The 16,558-nt window shown below is 43.0% G+C and carries 16 protein-coding genes; 8 read left to right on the top strand and 8 right to left on the bottom strand.

Going from position 1 to position 16,558, the window contains the following annotated elements:
- Nucleotides 1–26 precede the first annotated feature (26 nt).
- The 3 genes from DESDI_RS04600 to DESDI_RS04590 all read left to right on the top strand — a co-directional run bounded on the left by DESDI_RS04600 (nucleotide 27) and on the right by DESDI_RS04590 (nucleotide 2,452).
- A complete protein-coding gene (locus tag DESDI_RS04600) occupies nucleotides 27–479 on the top strand; it encodes a C-GCAxxG-C-C family protein (RefSeq protein WP_015261474.1) in 453 nt (150 codons plus the stop codon).
- Between the two features lie 411 nt (nucleotides 480–890).
- Nucleotides 891–1,535, top strand: a complete 645-nt coding sequence (trhA, locus tag DESDI_RS04595; RefSeq protein ID WP_015261473.1) for a PAQR family membrane homeostasis protein TrhA — start codon at nucleotides 891–893, stop codon at nucleotides 1,533–1,535.
- 335 nt (nucleotides 1,536–1,870) lie between these two features.
- Nucleotides 1,871–2,452 (top strand): 50S ribosomal protein L25, encoded by a 582-nt coding sequence (locus DESDI_RS04590; RefSeq protein ID WP_015261472.1) that lies wholly within the window; start codon nucleotides 1,871–1,873, stop codon nucleotides 2,450–2,452.
- A gap of 82 nt (nucleotides 2,453–2,534) precedes the next feature.
- Here DESDI_RS04590 and DESDI_RS04585 read toward each other — a convergent pair whose 3' ends face one another.
- From DESDI_RS04585 to DESDI_RS04575, 3 genes are all read right to left on the bottom strand, one after another.
- A complete protein-coding gene (locus tag DESDI_RS04585; protein WP_015261471.1) occupies nucleotides 2,535–3,725 on the bottom strand; it encodes an anaerobic nitric oxide reductase flavorubredoxin in 1,191 nt (396 codons plus the stop codon).
- A gap of 126 nt (nucleotides 3,726–3,851) precedes the next feature.
- Nucleotides 3,852–4,484, bottom strand: coding sequence for a hypothetical protein (locus DESDI_RS04580; RefSeq protein WP_015261470.1), 633 nt, complete (start codon nucleotides 4,482–4,484; stop codon nucleotides 3,852–3,854).
- Between the two features lie 124 nt (nucleotides 4,485–4,608).
- Complete coding sequence (locus tag DESDI_RS04575) at nucleotides 4,609–5,355, bottom strand: polysaccharide deacetylase family protein (protein WP_015261469.1); 747 nt, start codon at nucleotides 5,353–5,355, stop codon at nucleotides 4,609–4,611.
- A 222-nt stretch (nucleotides 5,356–5,577) separates the two neighbouring features.
- On the opposite strand from DESDI_RS04575, the gene crcB reads away from it, so the two are divergent.
- Nucleotides 5,578–5,949 carry a fluoride efflux transporter CrcB gene (gene crcB, locus DESDI_RS04570; protein WP_015261468.1) on the top strand — a complete coding sequence of 124 codons (372 nt, stop codon included), beginning with the start codon at nucleotides 5,578–5,580 and terminating at the stop codon, nucleotides 5,947–5,949.
- 88 nt (nucleotides 5,950–6,037) lie between these two features.
- Here crcB and DESDI_RS04565 read toward each other — a convergent pair whose 3' ends face one another.
- From DESDI_RS04565 to allE, 3 genes are all read right to left on the bottom strand, one after another.
- Nucleotides 6,038–6,565 (bottom strand): nitroreductase family protein, encoded by a 528-nt coding sequence (locus DESDI_RS04565; RefSeq protein WP_015261467.1) that lies wholly within the window; start codon nucleotides 6,563–6,565, stop codon nucleotides 6,038–6,040.
- 64 nt (nucleotides 6,566–6,629) lie between these two features.
- On the bottom strand, nucleotides 6,630–8,288 hold the full coding sequence (locus DESDI_RS04560; protein ID WP_015261466.1) for a PucR family transcriptional regulator: 1,659 nt from the start codon (nucleotides 8,286–8,288) through the stop codon (nucleotides 6,630–6,632).
- A gap of 58 nt (nucleotides 8,289–8,346) precedes the next feature.
- Entirely contained in the window at nucleotides 8,347–9,108 is a 762-nt protein-coding gene (allE, locus tag DESDI_RS04555; RefSeq protein ID WP_015261465.1) for a (S)-ureidoglycine aminohydrolase, read from the bottom strand.
- A gap of 259 nt (nucleotides 9,109–9,367) precedes the next feature.
- Here allE and DESDI_RS04550 point away from each other — a divergent pair, with 259 nt between their 5' ends.
- The gene (locus DESDI_RS04550; protein WP_015261464.1) at nucleotides 9,368–9,889 is read left to right on the top strand and encodes an ureidoglycolate lyase; all 522 of its coding nucleotides are present in this window, start codon (nucleotides 9,368–9,370) and stop codon (nucleotides 9,887–9,889) included.
- Nucleotides 9,890–10,040: 151 nt separating this feature from the next.
- Here DESDI_RS04550 and DESDI_RS04545 read toward each other — a convergent pair whose 3' ends face one another.
- Nucleotides 10,041–10,502, bottom strand: a complete 462-nt coding sequence (locus tag DESDI_RS04545) for a RidA family protein (RefSeq protein ID WP_015261463.1) — start codon at nucleotides 10,500–10,502, stop codon at nucleotides 10,041–10,043.
- 23 nt (nucleotides 10,503–10,525) lie between these two features.
- Complete coding sequence (locus DESDI_RS04540) at nucleotides 10,526–11,755, bottom strand: Zn-dependent hydrolase (RefSeq protein WP_015261462.1); 1,230 nt, start codon at nucleotides 11,753–11,755, stop codon at nucleotides 10,526–10,528.
- 465 nt (nucleotides 11,756–12,220) lie between these two features.
- Here DESDI_RS04540 and allB (DESDI_RS04535) point away from each other — a divergent pair, with 465 nt between their 5' ends.
- From allB (DESDI_RS04535) to DESDI_RS04525, 3 genes are read left to right on the top strand one after another with little or no spacing between them, the layout of a single operon-like run.
- Nucleotides 12,221–13,579: an allantoinase AllB gene (allB, locus tag DESDI_RS04535; RefSeq protein ID WP_015261461.1), complete on the top strand. Its 1,359-nt coding sequence runs from the start codon at nucleotides 12,221–12,223 to the stop codon at nucleotides 13,577–13,579.
- A gap of 13 nt (nucleotides 13,580–13,592) precedes the next feature.
- Nucleotides 13,593–14,945 carry an allantoinase AllB gene (gene allB, locus DESDI_RS04530; protein ID WP_015261460.1) on the top strand — a complete coding sequence of 451 codons (1,353 nt, stop codon included), beginning with the start codon at nucleotides 13,593–13,595 and terminating at the stop codon, nucleotides 14,943–14,945.
- A 51-nt stretch (nucleotides 14,946–14,996) separates the two neighbouring features.
- Nucleotides 14,997–16,388 (top strand): NCS1 family transporter, encoded by a 1,392-nt coding sequence (locus DESDI_RS04525; protein WP_015261459.1) that lies wholly within the window; start codon nucleotides 14,997–14,999, stop codon nucleotides 16,386–16,388.
- The last annotated feature ends 170 nt before the right edge of the window (nucleotides 16,389–16,558 follow it).

Here is a 16,558-nt window from a genome sequence, read left to right as displayed (position 1 = left end):
TATAAAAGTATATGGAGGTTATCTTTATGGATAGGAAATATAGGGTTTGTAAACAAGCAGAAGACTACTATCGCCGGGGAGATTACTTTTGTTCAGAGGCGATTGTTCGGAGTATCCGCGACGAATTCAACATGGATGTGTCCGACGATGTCATTGCCATGGCATCGGGCTTTCCTGTGGGAATGGGAGGATCAGGTTGCACCTGTGGCGCTTTAGCAGGAGGTATAATGGCTCTTGGTTTATTTTTCGGACGCCGTGAACCCGGTGATCCAAGGGTTAATCATACCATGGCGCTCGCTAAAGAGCTTCATGACCACTTCACTTCTCAGCACAAATCAACTTGCTGTCGTGTCTTAACAAGAGGCATGAAATTAGGTTCTCCTGTGCACATGGAGCAGTGTATCTCCATAACAGGAGAAATTGCTGAGAAGACGACTGAACTTATAGAAAGAGAACTCCTAAAGAATACCTTCATCTAAGAAAAGCATAGACTTTAACATCTAATCATATGATTTGCGGAGAACATAATCAGACAAATACCCTTCGAAGGGCTAATTTTGCTCCCTCAAATTTGGCACCAGTGCTAAATTTGACCTCTTGAAACTTCTGGGGCCGAGGAATTGCACTAGCCTCCTTCACCCTATTGATGAACTCAAATGTTTCATATTTAGTTCAGTAGGCCCACTGGTATTTATTTTAACCAGTGGGCCTACTGCATATTTTCTCCGTTTTTTGATATAATTTATACTTGGACAACCTATTTCATTTAGGCCCGTTACATAATCACTTTCGACTGATGATGTTATCTTCTCTATTGCCTTATGGCCTTAATATGTATAGAATTTAGTATAATGTATAAAAAACCTTGATCGAAGATAAGGAGGCCTCCGATGAAAATCAAAGAACCCATGAATGCCCTGACCCATTTTGTCCCTTTTGTAGCCGCTTGGTTTGGTCTGGTTTCTTTACTGCTCTTATCTTACGGAAGTCTCTCCAAAACCATTACCATGGCTGTCTACGGATTAAGCGTCATCGGTTTATATGGCACAAGTTCTCTGTATCATGCATTGCCATGTACCCCGAAGAAAGAGCTGATCTTACGCAAAATTGACCATATGATGATCTATATCCTCATCGGCGGGTCCTATACCCCAGTCTTTTATTATGGATTGGAGGGAGCTTGGCGCTGGGCCATGCTCATAGCAGTATGGGCCCTTGCCCTGATTGGAGTTCTTTTAAAAATTTGGTTTATCAATGCCCCCCGTTATGTATCGACAGCTTTCTATGTGACTCTGGGTTGGATTGCCTTGGTGCCCATTGTTCAGCTTGTACATAACCTTCCCTTAGGAGCCTTGATCATGATGGTAGTGGGTGGGGTAATGTATACTGTAGGGGCTATCATATATGCGGCGAAGATCTTTCGAATTCCTCGTTTGCATCTTGGCTTTCATGAAATATTCCATATTTTCATCGCAGCAGGGACTTTGATCCATTTCTTGATGGTTCTCATCTATATAGTACCTATGGCTAGCTAACTGATTTAGGAGCAATAATTCGAAAAGACAACTTCTCGGAACCTTTCAAGTCGTAACTTACTTAATCCTTAGATTCTAAAGGCCTTTGAGCTTTGACATCCCAGTTTAAAGAAGATAAAGTAAATAGTGTTAGCCTTAACAAATATTTGTACTCAAATAAGCTCATGCGGGGATCTCCTTTATCTGGATTAATGTCTGGGAGGGGAAAACCGTTTACACTCTACGCTCGTGAAATAATATACAATCATTAGGGTGCCTATCCTAGAGCTTGGAGAAAAACAAAGATTTGTTATGTGGTTACGTTGGGTTGTATCAAAGAATGGAGGGTAATACAGATGACCGAAACTGCAATTCAGGCTATTGAAAGGAAAGAAAAGCCTAAGAAAGCTAGGGATAACGGTTTTGTACCTGGAGTACTCTATGGAAAAGGCATGGATTCCATCAGTGTGAAGTTTGATGAGAAAAAGCTTCAGAGAGTGCTTCAAGGTCGTTCTCAGAAGGCTAAAATCATTGTAAAAGTAGGCGATGAAACCAGACACTGTTTCATCCAAGAGATTCAAAGAGACTTAACTTTAAATAAACTTATTCATATCTCTATGCAAGTGGTTCGTGAAGATCAGATTGTAAAAATGAAAGTGCCCCTTACCTTCGAAGGAACTGAGAAACTCAATGAGAAAAGACTTATTCTCCAACCGTACTTTTCGGAAATTGAACTTACCGGTCCCAGTATGGATATCCCAGAGCATATCCTTGTGGATGTTGCAAATATATCCTTAGGGGAGAAAATCACAGTAGCAGATCTTACGGTTAAGCCTTCAGTAGAAATACTCGATGATTCCGAAAAAATCATTGCTGCTATTACTGCATCAAGAGTTAATCTGCCCGCAAGCGGTGAGGATTCCGATTCTGCAAACTAAACTCATATTGTAAAAAACGCGACTGCCTAAGGCAGCCGCGCTTTTTACTGTTTAAAGCTACTGTTATTTTTTTAAGCTCTTATTATTGAAGATTTTGGGCAATACGTTTTCCTAACTCTACACAATGAACAAGGTCATTTTCATCAGGTGTCCACATAAGGCGGACCCCATCATCGACGACTTCAAAACCGCCTTTCTTCAACTCCTCATTCAATAGCTTAGTTACTTCACCGCTCCACCCATAACTGCCAAAGGCCACAGCCTTTTTATTTTTAAACTTCAGACCTTTAATTTCTTCCATAATCGCAGCTATGGAGGATAGATAGCCATTATTCACAGTGGGGGATCCAACCGCGATGGCTTTGGAACGGAAAACCTCACCGATAATTTCCGTCGTATCGGAACGAGCAGAATTAAATAGCTTAACGGTGAGGTTCGGATCAACCATCCGAATTCCCGTAGCAATAGATTCCGCCATCTTCCGAGTAGCGTTCCACATCGTGTCATAAATGATGGTGACTTGATCTTCTTGATAGTCATTAGCCCACTCTAAGTATTTGTGCACAATCTGCAACGGGTTGTCCCGCCAGATCACGCCATGGCTGGGGCAGATCATATTGATCGGCAACTCCAGCTTAACAATCTCATTGATTTTGGCCGTGACCATTTTGCTGAAGGGCGCAAGAATATTGCCATAGTATTTGAGGGCCTCTGTATAAAGCTCACTCGTATCGACTAAATCATTATACATATGTTCTGAAGCAAAGTGCTGACCGAAGCCATCATTACTAAAGAGGATATTATCCCCTGTCAAATAGCTAAACATCGTGTCCGGCCAATGGAGCATCCGTGCTTCGATGAAGATGAGTTCACGACTCCCAATATTCAGGCGATCACCGGTTTTAACTTCGACAAAGTTCCAATCCTTATGATAGCTTCCTTGAAGAATCTTTTTGCCATTAGCAGTACAATATATTGGTGTATCCGGAATTTCTTCCATAAGAAAGGGAAGCGCACCACTATGATCCACCTCATTGTGGTTCATGATAATATAATCGATCTCTTTCAAGTCGATTTCTTGCTTTAGCTTTGTAACAAACTCACGGCCGAAAGGTTCCCATATTGTATCGATAAGGACAGTCTTTTCATCCCGAATAAGATAAGAATTATAGGATGATCCCCTCTTAGTTTTGTACTCTTCCCCATGGAAATTCCGAAGCTCCCAATCGATTTTACCCACATATGTAATGGTCTCTGTAATTTTAAAAGACATATCTATAATTCCTCCTTTCATTAAACTCAATTTAATATATATTGTCCCCGAAAGCAAGTTTAAATAATAAAAGACCGCTATATTCCTACAGGTAAAGGAAAAAGTCGGTCTTACTCAACATCATTCTTAGGGATTAATAAAAAAAACTAACCCCATGGTAAACGAATAGATTAAGAATAGGACTTGTAACGCAACTAATCCTTTCGCTGTAATCGATTCTGGAAAAACGGAGCTTCCCGTGGTCGCAAAGGTTGTAATACTAAAATAAAGAAAAGTAATAATCTCCTCTATAGGATTATCTTCGATATTATCCGTAAAACTACTCTTATCCAAACGATAAAGCCAAGTATAAACCGATGCAAAATATAGAATTTGGACGGCAATAGCACCAGCAATAGGCCAATAGATATCCATAAGATGTCCATCTGCTACAACAAGAACAGAGTAAACATAAGAAGAGAGTCCTGCTGTCACAACAGCACTATAGATAACACTGCCGATTTTCCCCTTTAATACCTTACCATTCTCCCCCTCTAACCCCCTAAATAGGGTAGTAAATAAAGAGTAAGCCGCCGTCCCTACCATGGCTGGAGCCAGAAGCCATACATTAGATGCTGCGGTAATCTTTGCATTAATCCGCTCCGCTTCCTGAGAAAGTATGGGGGCAACTCTTTTGATATGACCAAGAAAACTGGGTCCGGGATAGCTTGAGGGATAAGAATCCGGATATAATGGATACTCTCCTAAGGATCCATACACTAATAATCCCCCCTTTAACTCACTTTTATATGGTATTTTATTCCACGAGGGAGATTCTGTTCACCTTTCTTTTCCTCGCAACTATGTTAAAGAAAATCCCAGAGCCTCACACTCTGGGATATTATTATCTCGGATTGCTCTTCTGAACCGGTCTAACACTCTCAAAATTCCTAAGCTCGGAAACGGTACCAAAGCGATAACCCTGTTCCCTTAACCGATCAATAATCGGGCCTAAAGCTCGGATGGTTTGTTCCCGTCTTTCTCCCCCATCATGAAGCAAGATAATTCCTCCGGGGAAACTGTTCATCACCACGTTTTGAATAATTCGTGACGGTCCCGGGTTTTGCCAATCCTTGCTATCAATACTCCACAAGGTCAAGGTATGCCCTTTTTCCTTCACTCCTGCCAAGACAGATTCAGAGATGATCCCCCCCGGCGGACGATAATAGGTAGTACGTTTTTGAAGCAGCTCATTTAAAACTTCATCCGTACGTGTAAGCTCGGGGACAAATTTACTGGGGGTATAGCTATGGGAGTAGCCATGGTTTGCTATTTCATGCCCCTCCTCACTGATCCGTTTAAGTAGCTCGGGGTTGTCTTGCGCATTCATCCCTAAAACAAAAAAGGTAGCTTTGACATTTTTCTCCTTAAGCACGTCGAGAACATCTCCTGTAAAAAGAGGATCCGGTCCATCATCGAAGGTTAAGGCCAACACTTTTTCTTCCGTCTGGACTAAATAATAAGTTCCCGGATGCTTAGCAATGGAGGGAAGAGCCCAGTCCATAGTCCGGACACTGACCCCTAGTAAGACTAAGCCAAGAACCATAATACTCAGATACAATCCTTTGCGAGATAAGATCACAATACGCAAAAATACTTCCCTCCTTTGCACCCTATTTAAACATATGCATCTATGCGGGCCCTAAAACCTTAAAGGAGGAGATTTATCTTTTCAGAAAAGATTCTAAGTCGTATTGGGTAAAAAACGACTTGAATGGACCCTAACCAACAAGTATAATGCTTACAGTACTTCAAACTCTCACATTAGTTGCTATTAACGAACATACCGTTTTGATAAGTGAGGAATATAACCATGACTTCTATCGTTATTGCACTAGGAGGTGCCTTAGGCGCATTATCACGCTATGAATTGAGTCTTTGGATCTCCGACCGCTGGACTCACTTTTTCCCTCTGCCAACTTTTATTATCAATGTTAGTGGAGCTTTCTTATTGGGCTTTATTAATGTTCTCTTCCTGGATAAATTATCTTGGGCGCCTGAGTGGCGATTAGGAATTGGGGTAGGATTTCTCGGAGCTTTTACTACTTTCTCGACTTTTGGCTTTGAGATTTTTACTTTAATTGAAAAGGGATATTATTCGACCGCAATCTCTTATGTTCTATTGAGCACTCTGGTTGGGTTGTTTGGGGTTTCTGTAGGTGTCACCCTTGCTAGGTGGTTATAATAATACAAATGCTCTCTTATCGACGTGGGTTCTTACTTAACCTCATCATCGATAAGAGAGCATTAATTATTTATGGCCATCTTGCTATCTACTGCTTATAGGTATTTCGGTGAATTTTCTCCAATAGTAATTCATCATCTGTATGTTCTGGACGTGTTTCTGCCGGATAACCCAAAGAGATAATACTTCCAACCTGTAGATGCTCCGGTATTCCCAGTAGTTTTTTTAAATAATCGCCAGCGGATATCCCATCTTGATAATTCCGTTCTCGAATCTGAATCCAACAGGACCCAAGGCCTAAATCTTGAGCTTGCATCTGAATCATAATAGAAGCGATTGAAGTATCTTCTACCCATACATCACTTTTTTGGGGATCTGCGCAGACAACAATGCCTAAGGTTGCACCTTTGAGGGATTGAGCTCCGACTTTAGCTACAGAAAGCTTCTCTAAGAGCTCCTGATCCTCTACCACGATAAATTCCCATGGTCTCCCATTGCAGGAGGTTGGGGAGAGTAAGGCAGAACGAATGAGTTGGTCTACTTTTTCTTTTTCGATAGGGGTATTCGTATACTTTCGTATGCTCCGGCGCCTTTGCAGAAGATCCTTGATGTCCATCTTTGCCTCATCCTTTCTATAGTCACCCATAACCGTAATATCGTATTCCAGACTGCCTATTATTTTAGCTTTGGTTTTCCATAAGCCGAAGCATCTTTAATCCCATCTCCAGCTCAAGGCGATTCTTACTATCCTCTAGGTCGAGTTGAGCAATTTCCTTAATGCGTTCCAAGCGATAGAGTATGGTTTTATAGTGGATAAACAATCCCTTAGCGGCTTTACTGGCGTTACCGTTGCATTCAAGAAAGACCTCTAAGGTTTTTAATAGCTCAGCTTCGTTTTCCTGATCATGCTTTAGAATTTTAAGCAATGATTTGGGGATAAACTCTTCTAAAGAGTTCCTTTCCGCGAACTTGCATAGAATTCGAAAAACCCCCAATTCTGAAAAGGCCACAACGGTACTCCCATCGTGAAGCATTCCTCCATAGCTCAGAGCATCTAAGGCTTCTTTATAGCTACGAGGAATTTCTTCAGCGCCATTAGCCATATCCCCGATACCAACTTCAACACAAAGCTTTTTCACCCTCTTCTTTAGTTGATCCTGGGCATCTTGAGCAATCTTTTTTACGTTATCTAAAGGATTTCCCTGGGACTCCTTAGCGGGCAAGAGCAGAACAATCTTATCCACTTTATTACCAATAATAAAGTCCCGAGTATGCGTTTTAATCGTCCCTGATATGAGGGACGTTATTTCTGTTTTAATGCTTTGCAAAGCCATCTTATGCTGAGAACGATGCTCTGCATGATAAGAGTCCAAATTTTTAAGATTAAAGAGGACTACATAATAGGAGCGATTTAAATCCCACTCCATCAGATTGATGCGTTCTTGAGCATTGGTTGAACCCAATTCACCAGAGAGGATATGCTCAAGCAAATCATTCTTAAACTTGTATTCTACTTCCTTAACCGCAAACCGCTTGACCATATCCAAGGTGGTCACGGTAGCAGCTTGCTCAATACTAATAAAATCCATATCAGCAATAGACTTATTGAGCTCCACAATCGTCAAATAGCCTTTAATTTGATTAAAGGCTTGGATTGGGACGACCACTTGAGGTATGCATTGTCCCTCCAGTTCCGGATAAGAGACGGATTGTCGATAATAGGAAAATTTATCATTAAGCTTTTCCCGCAAAACAAATTCTTCCGGCACCTGGAACTGCTCTAAAGCAGGATGGGTGCTTTGAATGCATCTATAGTTTTTGTCATATACAGCAACGGGGTTTCCCACCAGTTCTTCTAGGGTATTAACGATCGCTTCCAGCCCTTCGCATTGCAAAGCTAAGGTGGTAAAACGTTCTTGTACATCCTTATAGTATTTAAGCTTCACCACTTGGGAGTTAAAAAGCTCCTCCATGACCGGATACATGATGTCGACAAATCGTACACTGCCTTCCAACTCAATGATGGGCAGGCCATATTGGTTAGCCGCCTCGATAATTTCGTTCGGGATCTCTTGGACGAAGCGTCGCACTTTGATGGCCAAGGCTGAGACCTCTTTCTCAGCCATTTTCCGAATGAATTCACAATAATCCATTCCTTCACCCGGTCCTGAGTACAAACTCGTCAAAAGGAGCTCACCGCCCGATAGCCAATTCACAATATCAGGAGCTTCGATGATGGTAACACCTTTGACTACATTATCAAGTTTTTGGTGCCCTGCAACCACTTGGGAGGTTTTCAAAGGGCCAACCCTCAATAAATCTTTCACAGTAATCTCCAATGTGCTACCACCTCTCACTCTCATTTTGCTGTTATGCTTTCTTCGGCATTCCAGTCAACTATAATTGAACGTCTCGATTGCAATCCTTCGTATAGATATAGGTAAAGGGTGTACGCCCTACGCCATAGCAAGCCTGGGGTACATAGGGACCAAACCATATAAAGTCTTCTTTCTTCACGGGAATCCATTGCTTATCAATCAGGTAGACCCCTTCTCCCTCTATCAGGTAGAGTCCATGTTCTTGGACATGGGTTTCAATAAAGGGATGGCAACCGCCCGGTAAAAAGCTCAAGGTATGGAAGTTGACATCAAAGCCTAAATCCGTAGGCAACAAATCCTTAATTCGGACGTTCTCCATGCCATCATAAGGGGCATCAGGCATATCATTGAGTCTTCCGACCACAACCCTCGCCGCAAAGCCTTCCACTGCGCGATAGCGTTGCTTGTAAAGAAGAAGTCGCCAGGGTGCTGGGGAATCATTCTTAAGATTCATGCCTGAGGAAGCGGGAGCAAAGACATAGCCACTTTCGTCAATGCAATATTCTTTACCCTCAACTGAAACTTTACCTTCACCGTTTAAGCAGTAGATAAACGTTTCAATTCCTTCTTCTTGAAAAGGCTTTACGGTGCCACCTCCCGGGAGAACCTCGACTGTATACATAGCAAATTGGGGACCATAATGAGGAGAAGCGATAATGCTCACATTACACTTTTCCAAATTCGGCAGAACATTTTTCACACGTCCTTCGGGAGGAATCAAAGCATACCTCCCATGTTGGACTACTGCTCTTGACGATAATAAATCCTGAGGATAACCCATATTCCATTCTCCTTTCATTATACCATTGAAATTCACCTAATTAGCATTATATTCTTAATGTTCGTTACCCCTGCATTTTTACCTTTATCCAAATGTGATAAAGCTTTAGCCTCATCAACCCTTATAATTTACCCTATTATGCTAAGATACATGCTCGCCCGACAAGAAATCAGCTCTCAATCTTTATCAACTGGGGATAAAGGAAGTACAAAGGAAACATCGAATTGTATTGCAATGATTATTAAAGGAGATGACGTAGATGAGCCGTATACTTAAAGTCGAGACCTTAACCAAGGAAGCTTTTGAACCTTTTGGCTATCTTTTATATCCTAATCCCGGCATTGCACCCTTTAAAAATACTCCTCCCATCTTTACGGATCGAATGCCCTTTGAAGTAGATGAGGGAGAATCCGAATTTGTCTATGCCCTCTTGGATCGCAAAGAATTTAAGTTTTCGAACCTAGAACGTCATATTAAAGTAACCCAAGGTTTTTTTATGATGACCAGCGGACCAGCAATCATTACAGTTGCGCCGGCCACCGACCCCTCAGACTTAGAATCTTTACCTTCCCTTGATTCGGTACGCGCCTTCCTCTGGGAACGGGATATGTGTTTTGTTCTCCATCGCGGAGTTTGGCATGGAACCATTCTTCCCCTAGAACCGAAATTCGCCTATATTTTAGCTACTCGCAAGCAAACCTCTGACGAATCCATCGCTCCACTCTATGACGGCGATGTCCAAATCCGTGAATTAGGAGAGACTTTTGAGTTAAAGCTCTAAACGGAACTCGGTATAGTCAGGCTTTGCCTTATAATAAAAAACCAACAGGCGTCCCTAACCACTTTCAAAAGTAGTTTGGGGACGCCTGCTTTTATAAAACCCTAATCCTAATTCCTAAATCCTGAACTTAATCCTATTTCCATCCTTATCTTTATACTTCAACAACACACATAATTTCCACTGCAGCGCCACCGGGAAGCTGATTGGTACCCAAGGCCATGCGGGTATGCTTTCCTCTTTCACCAAAACAGGTCAAAAGCAACTCGGACGCTCCGTTCATCACTAACGGCTGCTGGGTAAAGTTGTCGGCACTGCGAACATAGCCAATGACCTGAACAAATTGCTTAATTTTATTTAAGTCTCCAAGGTATTCCTGCAAGGCGGCCAGACAATTGCTCATGGCAATTCGGGCTGCCTCTTGTCCCTGATCCACAGTGAAATCCTCGCCCAGCTTGCCCAAAAACACATATTCTCCTTGAAGTTTAGGGGTATGTCCGCAGACATAAAGTAGATTTCCTGTCTGAATCACTCTGGAATAAAATCCATCGGGTTCTGAAGGAACTGGCAACTCCAGATTGTACTTCGCTTTTAAGACCTCTTCAATATCCATCATTCAGGGCTTCACTCCCCTCATCCCTATATGCGCACTGCCGTATCAAGTAAAACATGGTACAATACATTCACTCCATCAGCGCAATCTTCCATACTGCTCCATTCAGCCGGATTATGACTGATTCCGTCTTTGGAGCGGATAAAGATCATCCCAATGGGGCAAATATTAACCATTTGCATCGCATCATGTCCCGCGCCGCTGGGTAAACAGAAATATTTCAACCCGATCTCTTGACAAGCCTTTTTGGCCGCTAGTTGAAATTCTTGGGAACAAGGTGTCGGAGGAATCCGCTGCAGGATTTCCGTTTCAATCTGAACTCCTCGTTCTTGGCATATTCTCTCAATTTCTTTAAATATAGCGGCCTCTACTTGATCACTGACTTCTTGAGAGATATCCCGCAAATCCAAAGTAAATTCCACACGCCCAGGAATAATGTTAATACCGCCCGGAAAAACATTGAATCTCCCTACGGTTGCGACAGTACTTCCTGTTTTCTTGGCTTCGCTCTCTATGACTTGAACCATCTCAGCGGCAGCCACCAAAGCATCCTGACGAAGATTCATGGGAGTTGCTCCAGCATGGCCCGCCTCGCCATTGACAACAATCTTCATCCATAGCTCATTGACAATGCCTGTGACGATACCGACCGAGAGATCATTGCGTTCCAATACCTTCCCCTGCTCAATATGAAGCTCGACAAAGGCCTTCAATTCTTCCTTGGCGCGAATGGCTTCCTGAATTTTCACGGAGTCAAAGCCCTGCTCACTCATAGCCTGCGCCACAGTCATACCAGCTTTATCCTTCATTTCCAAGTCTTTAGGCGAAAGGTCACCGATGACACCACGGCTACCAAACATACTAAAGCTAAACCGGGAACCTTCTTCATCATTGAAAGCATACACCTCAATGGGGTGTTGGGTTTCGATTCCTTGTTCCTTTAAAGTCTGAAGCACTTCGATGCCACCAATTATCCCTAGGCCACCGTCGAAGATTCCACCGTCACAGACCGTATCAATATGGGAACCCGTAAGAACCACAGGGGCGTGAGGGTCCCTTCCTTCGCGACGGCCAATCAGATTCCCTACAGCATCTTCACGGACACTCAAGCCTGCTTGCCGCATGTACTCAGCCACTAAGTCCTTTGAGGTCCGATGTTCAGCTGTAAAAGCATGGCGAGTTACCCCGCCGGATTCTCTCAGACCGATCTTCCCCAATTCTTGTAATCGCTGATATACACGTTCTTTGTTAATCATAACTGCCACCTCTTCATTACTGCTTCAATGGTTGAACATTTCTGTTCATCTACATCACTGAATTAAAATGTTCAAATATTATCTCAATTCTTTTATTTTATTTATCCTTATTTTTTATTATTTCAAGCCCTTTGTCTTTGGCAACTTTGGATAATAATCTTAAGGTCTTTCTATCCTTTTAGACCACTGACCTAAATAGATTGACCAGATGGCTAACTACCTGCAAATTTACCAACCTATAAAAGTGCTTTGTTTATGCCAGGTAGCCATCGGATAAAGGAATGAATAAACGTGTCAAACTAAATAGCTTAGTCTTTGTTGGATAAACCTTTTTAGGTTTTATTGTCCCAACTTGATAATGCTAAATTAAAATATTCAGTATATTCTTAATGTAAATTAGCCAATCACTCAACCCTTTTTCTCAGTTTACCATGTAGTCCTATTTTATTTTTAGGGGGCATGTATGTGTTTAATCTCGTCATTAAAAACGGTAAGGTTGTGACTGCTGACAAAGTTATTGAGGCAAGCATCGGTATTAGTAACGGAAAAATTGCCGCCATCATCGAGTCAGGAACAGAGGTCGCAGCAGAAAAGGTTATCGATGCCCAGGGCAAGTACGTTTTCCCTGGAGCTATCGATACCCATGCACATTTAAATGATCCTGGTTACCTCTGGAGAGAAGACTATGCACACGGTACTGCTGCCGCAGGGGTCGGCGGTTTTACCACTATCATTGATATGCCAATGCAAAATGAACCGGCCATGACCGATGGTAAAATCCTAGCTAAAAAGTTAGAAGCGGTTTCTCCTAACGCTTATGTAGATTTTTGTTTCTGGGGCGGTCTCGTCGATTATAATCTGAACAATCTGAAGGAACTAGATGATAAAGGCTGTGTAGCTTTTAAATCCTTTATCGGACCGGTTTCTCCAGACTATGTTTCTTTATCCATCGGCCAAGCCAAGGAGGCTATGGAGATTTGCAAGGAGTTCGATGGCCGGGCAGGCTTCCATTGCGAAGATTATTCTATTATCAAATGGGAAGAAGCCAGAGCCGCACGTAAAGAGAAAAATGATTGGCAGGACTTTCTTGATTCTCGCCCCGTCCTAGCTGAACTGGTTGCTACTCAAAATATCATCGATGTAGCCAAAGAAGTAGGAGCCAAGGTTCACATCTGTCATGTCAGTCATCCAAGAGTTGCCGAAATTATTCGCCAAGCCCAAATAGAGGGTGTAGATGTGACTGCTGAAACCTGTGGACATTATCTCGTCTTTACTGATCAAGATGTCATTAAAAATGGCAGTCTCTTTAAATGCGCACCGCCTTTGCGTGATGCCGCAGCTATGGAAGGGATGTGGGAGTACATCAACAATGGTACCTTATCCGCCATCGCCTCCGATCACTCTCCCTGCGAGCTTAGTGAAAAAAGCGAAGCGCAATATGGTGTTTTTGGCGCTTGGGGTGGAATCAGCGGCATCCAAAACGTGATGCAAGTAGTTTTTAGTGAAGGTGTCGTCAAGAGAGGCTATTCCCCTACTCTCTTAGCTCGCTCCTTAAGCCAAGGCCCAGCGAAAGCTTTTGGCATCTTTGGTAAAAAGGGCGCCCTTCAAGTAGGATTTGACGCTGACTTGGTCATCCTTGATCCAGATAAGGAATGGGAAATCACACCTGAATCCTTACATTATGTTAATCCAATCTCTGCCTTTGTTGGTCTGAAAGGCCAAGGCCTTCCCGTATGCACCTTAGTCAGAGGTCAAGTGGTTGCTCAAGATGGTCAAGTGGTAGGTCAAAAGGGCTTTGGAGAATATGTTGAGAAGCTAAAATAGAAGGAGGTACCTCATGAGCAGTCATTATGATTTAATTATCCGCAATGGACATGTGGTTTGCCCCGATGGTGTACGGAAAGCTGATATTGCTGTCTATGACGAGAAGATTGTTGACATCGCCGATGAAATTTCCGGTGAAGCCAAGGAAGTTGTGGATGCCACCGGAAAATATGTCTTTCCCGGTACGACCGATGGACACGTCCATTTTAATGACCCCGGAAGAACAGAATGGGAAACAATCTCCACAGGCTCAAGTGCTTTAGCCGCCGGTGGCGGAGTCGCTTTCTTTGATATGCCTCTCAACTGTAACCCTTGCACCCTAGATGCAGTTCACTTCAATAATAAACTGGCCGTAGCTCAGAAGGATTCCTTAGTGGACTACGGTTTCTGGGGCGGCCTCACTCCGAACAACCTAGATAAGCTAGATGAACTAGCCGAATGTGGAGTGATTGGCTTTAAAGCCTTTTCCTGCCACAGTGGCATTGATGAATTTGGGCGTTTGGACGATTACACTGCTTTAGTCGGCATGCAGAAGCTCGCCAAACTAGGGCTACCCTTGATGGTTCATTGCGAAAACGCTGAGATTACCAAAGAATTAACCGAGCTTTCTCTGGCCAATAATCGGGCAGGGGTGCGGGATTACTTCGCAGCTCGCCCACCTATTACTGAGATTGAAAATGTTTCGCGGATGATTACCTTCGCTGAAGAAACCGGTTGCAAGCTTATTATTGCTCACATCAGCACCGCCAAAGCAGTTGAACTTGTCACCGAGGCCCGAAAAAGAGGGGTTGATGTCTGTTGCGAAACCATCGGCCATTATCTCTACCTTACCGGCGACGATGTAGAACGCCTAGGAACCGTAGCGAAGTGTTCTCCTCCCATTCGCGATGGCGCAAACCAATCCAAAATGTGGGGAAAACTTTTCAATGATGAGATTGCTTTTGTTTCTTCTGATCACTCTCCTTGTGACCCTAAGCTTAAGGATGGAGAATTCATGCGTGTTTGGGGTGGCATATCGGCCTGCCAGACCACCCTGCAAGGCTTGCTCACTCATGCTTACCATGATCGGAAGTTCCCTCTTCTGGATATTGCCAGATTAACCGCCCAAAATGTTAATGACATTTTTAATATCCAGGGTAAAGGAAAAATCCAAGCCGGTTATGATGCAGACTTTGCCTTAGTAGACTTGAATCAAGAGTTCACCTTGCAAGCAGACGATCTCTTTTATAAGCATAAAGTTAGCCCTTATGTAGGCGATCGATTCCGCGGCAATGTTACACAAACCATTCTGAGAGGAACGACAATCTTTAAAGATGGAAAAATAGTCTCCAAGCCCATCGGTAAGCATCTCAAACCAACTCTATAAGCTAAAAGAAGATTCTCACCTTAGCCAAAAACCAAAAAAGGAAGTGAATACATGTCTATAAACACTGAAGTTCAAGATATTGTGATTGAACATGCTCCAGGTGTAGAAGAAACTTTATATCCAAAGAGAGCCAAAGATCGCACCATGGGACCCATCCCTTATATGTTTATGTGGATTGGTGATGGAGTTAACTTAGGTAATATGACCCTCGGCGGCAGTATGATTATTGCCGGAATAGCTACCTTAAATATTTACCAAACCTTTGCTGCAGCCATCATAGCGATCGGAATCATCTCCCTTATTTTCACTCTGAATGACAGACTGGGCTATAGAACCGGAATCCCTTATGTTATGCAACTGCGGATGTCTTTCGGTGAGAAAGGATCTGTTATATCCTCGCTCTTACGTGGCATTCCAGCGATTGTCTGGTACGGATTCCAAAGCTGGGTCGGTGCTACCGCCTTAAATGAAATTCTCAAAGTCTTTACAAACGGCTCCTTTGATAGCATTCCCATCTGCTTCGTTGTCCTTCAGCTAGTGCAGATTGTTCTTTCCATGTATGGCTTTCACGCCATTAAATGGGTAGAAACCCTTATCTCTGTTGTCCTAATGGCCGCCTTTGTCTATGTATTTGGTCTTCTCATTGCGAACTATAGCGATGTTATCGCTCAAAAATGGATCAATACTCAAGGCACTTGGGGCATCGAATTCTGGGCTTTCATTATGGTCCTTATGGGCAATTATGCTGCCATATTCCTCAGTGCAGCCGATTATTCTCGTGAGCTCAAACCCGGAATTAGTGATGGGAAACGCGGCCTTCTTTACTTCTCTCCCATTGTCATAGCCTATGGTGCAGTCATTGTTATTGGTGCCATGCTAGCTTCAGCTACCGGTAACTCAAACCCTGTTAAAGCTTTAGCCATCGTTTTCAATAATGATGCCGTCACCGTTTTTGTCTCCGCCTTTATCGTCATGGGTGCAGTCGCCGTAAATATGGTTGCTAACATTATTGCACCAACCTATGTCATTCAATTGCTCACCAAAATCAAATACAAGCCAGCCGTTGTAATCACTGGTCTCCTCGGCCTTTGCTCCTTCCCTTGGGTACTGGTACAAGATTCCTCATCCGCAGGTTTGGCTATGTTTATTCTTATCTACTCCGCCTTCTTAGGACCTATTGTGGCCATACTCTTAGTTGAGTACTACATTCTAAGAAAACAAAAAGTAAATGTGGTAGACCTTTACAAAGCAGATGGCCCCTTCTCCGGGTATAACCCGGCCGCAATCACCGCCATGCTCCTTGGTGCAGCCGCAGCCTTTATGCTGGTGGACCTCGCTTGGATTATCGGTCTCGTCGTCGGCGGTATATCCTACTTCCTTCTCACGAAATATGCCTTTAAAGGCTCCAAGTTTAAAATCGGTACCATCTTCGAGAATAATTAAAACTAAATTTCGTCTCATATTTAAAAACTGTTTCCGGCATATTTGTTGGGAGCAGTTTTTATTTTGATCAGACTTCTATGCTACTAGAGCTAGGCTACTAATGAGTGGAAAATTCAGTGTCGCCTGATAAGATCATCATTATTGGTATTATTAGGTAACTTTTCAGCCAA

Source organism: Desulfitobacterium dichloroeliminans LMG P-21439, from assembly GCF_000243135.2.
Classification (GTDB): Bacteria; Bacillota; Desulfitobacteriia; order Desulfitobacteriales; family Desulfitobacteriaceae; genus Desulfitobacterium; species Desulfitobacterium dichloroeliminans.
The sequence above is the reverse complement of the archived record's forward strand: the minus strand, read 5'-3'. Positions and strand labels throughout refer to the sequence as shown.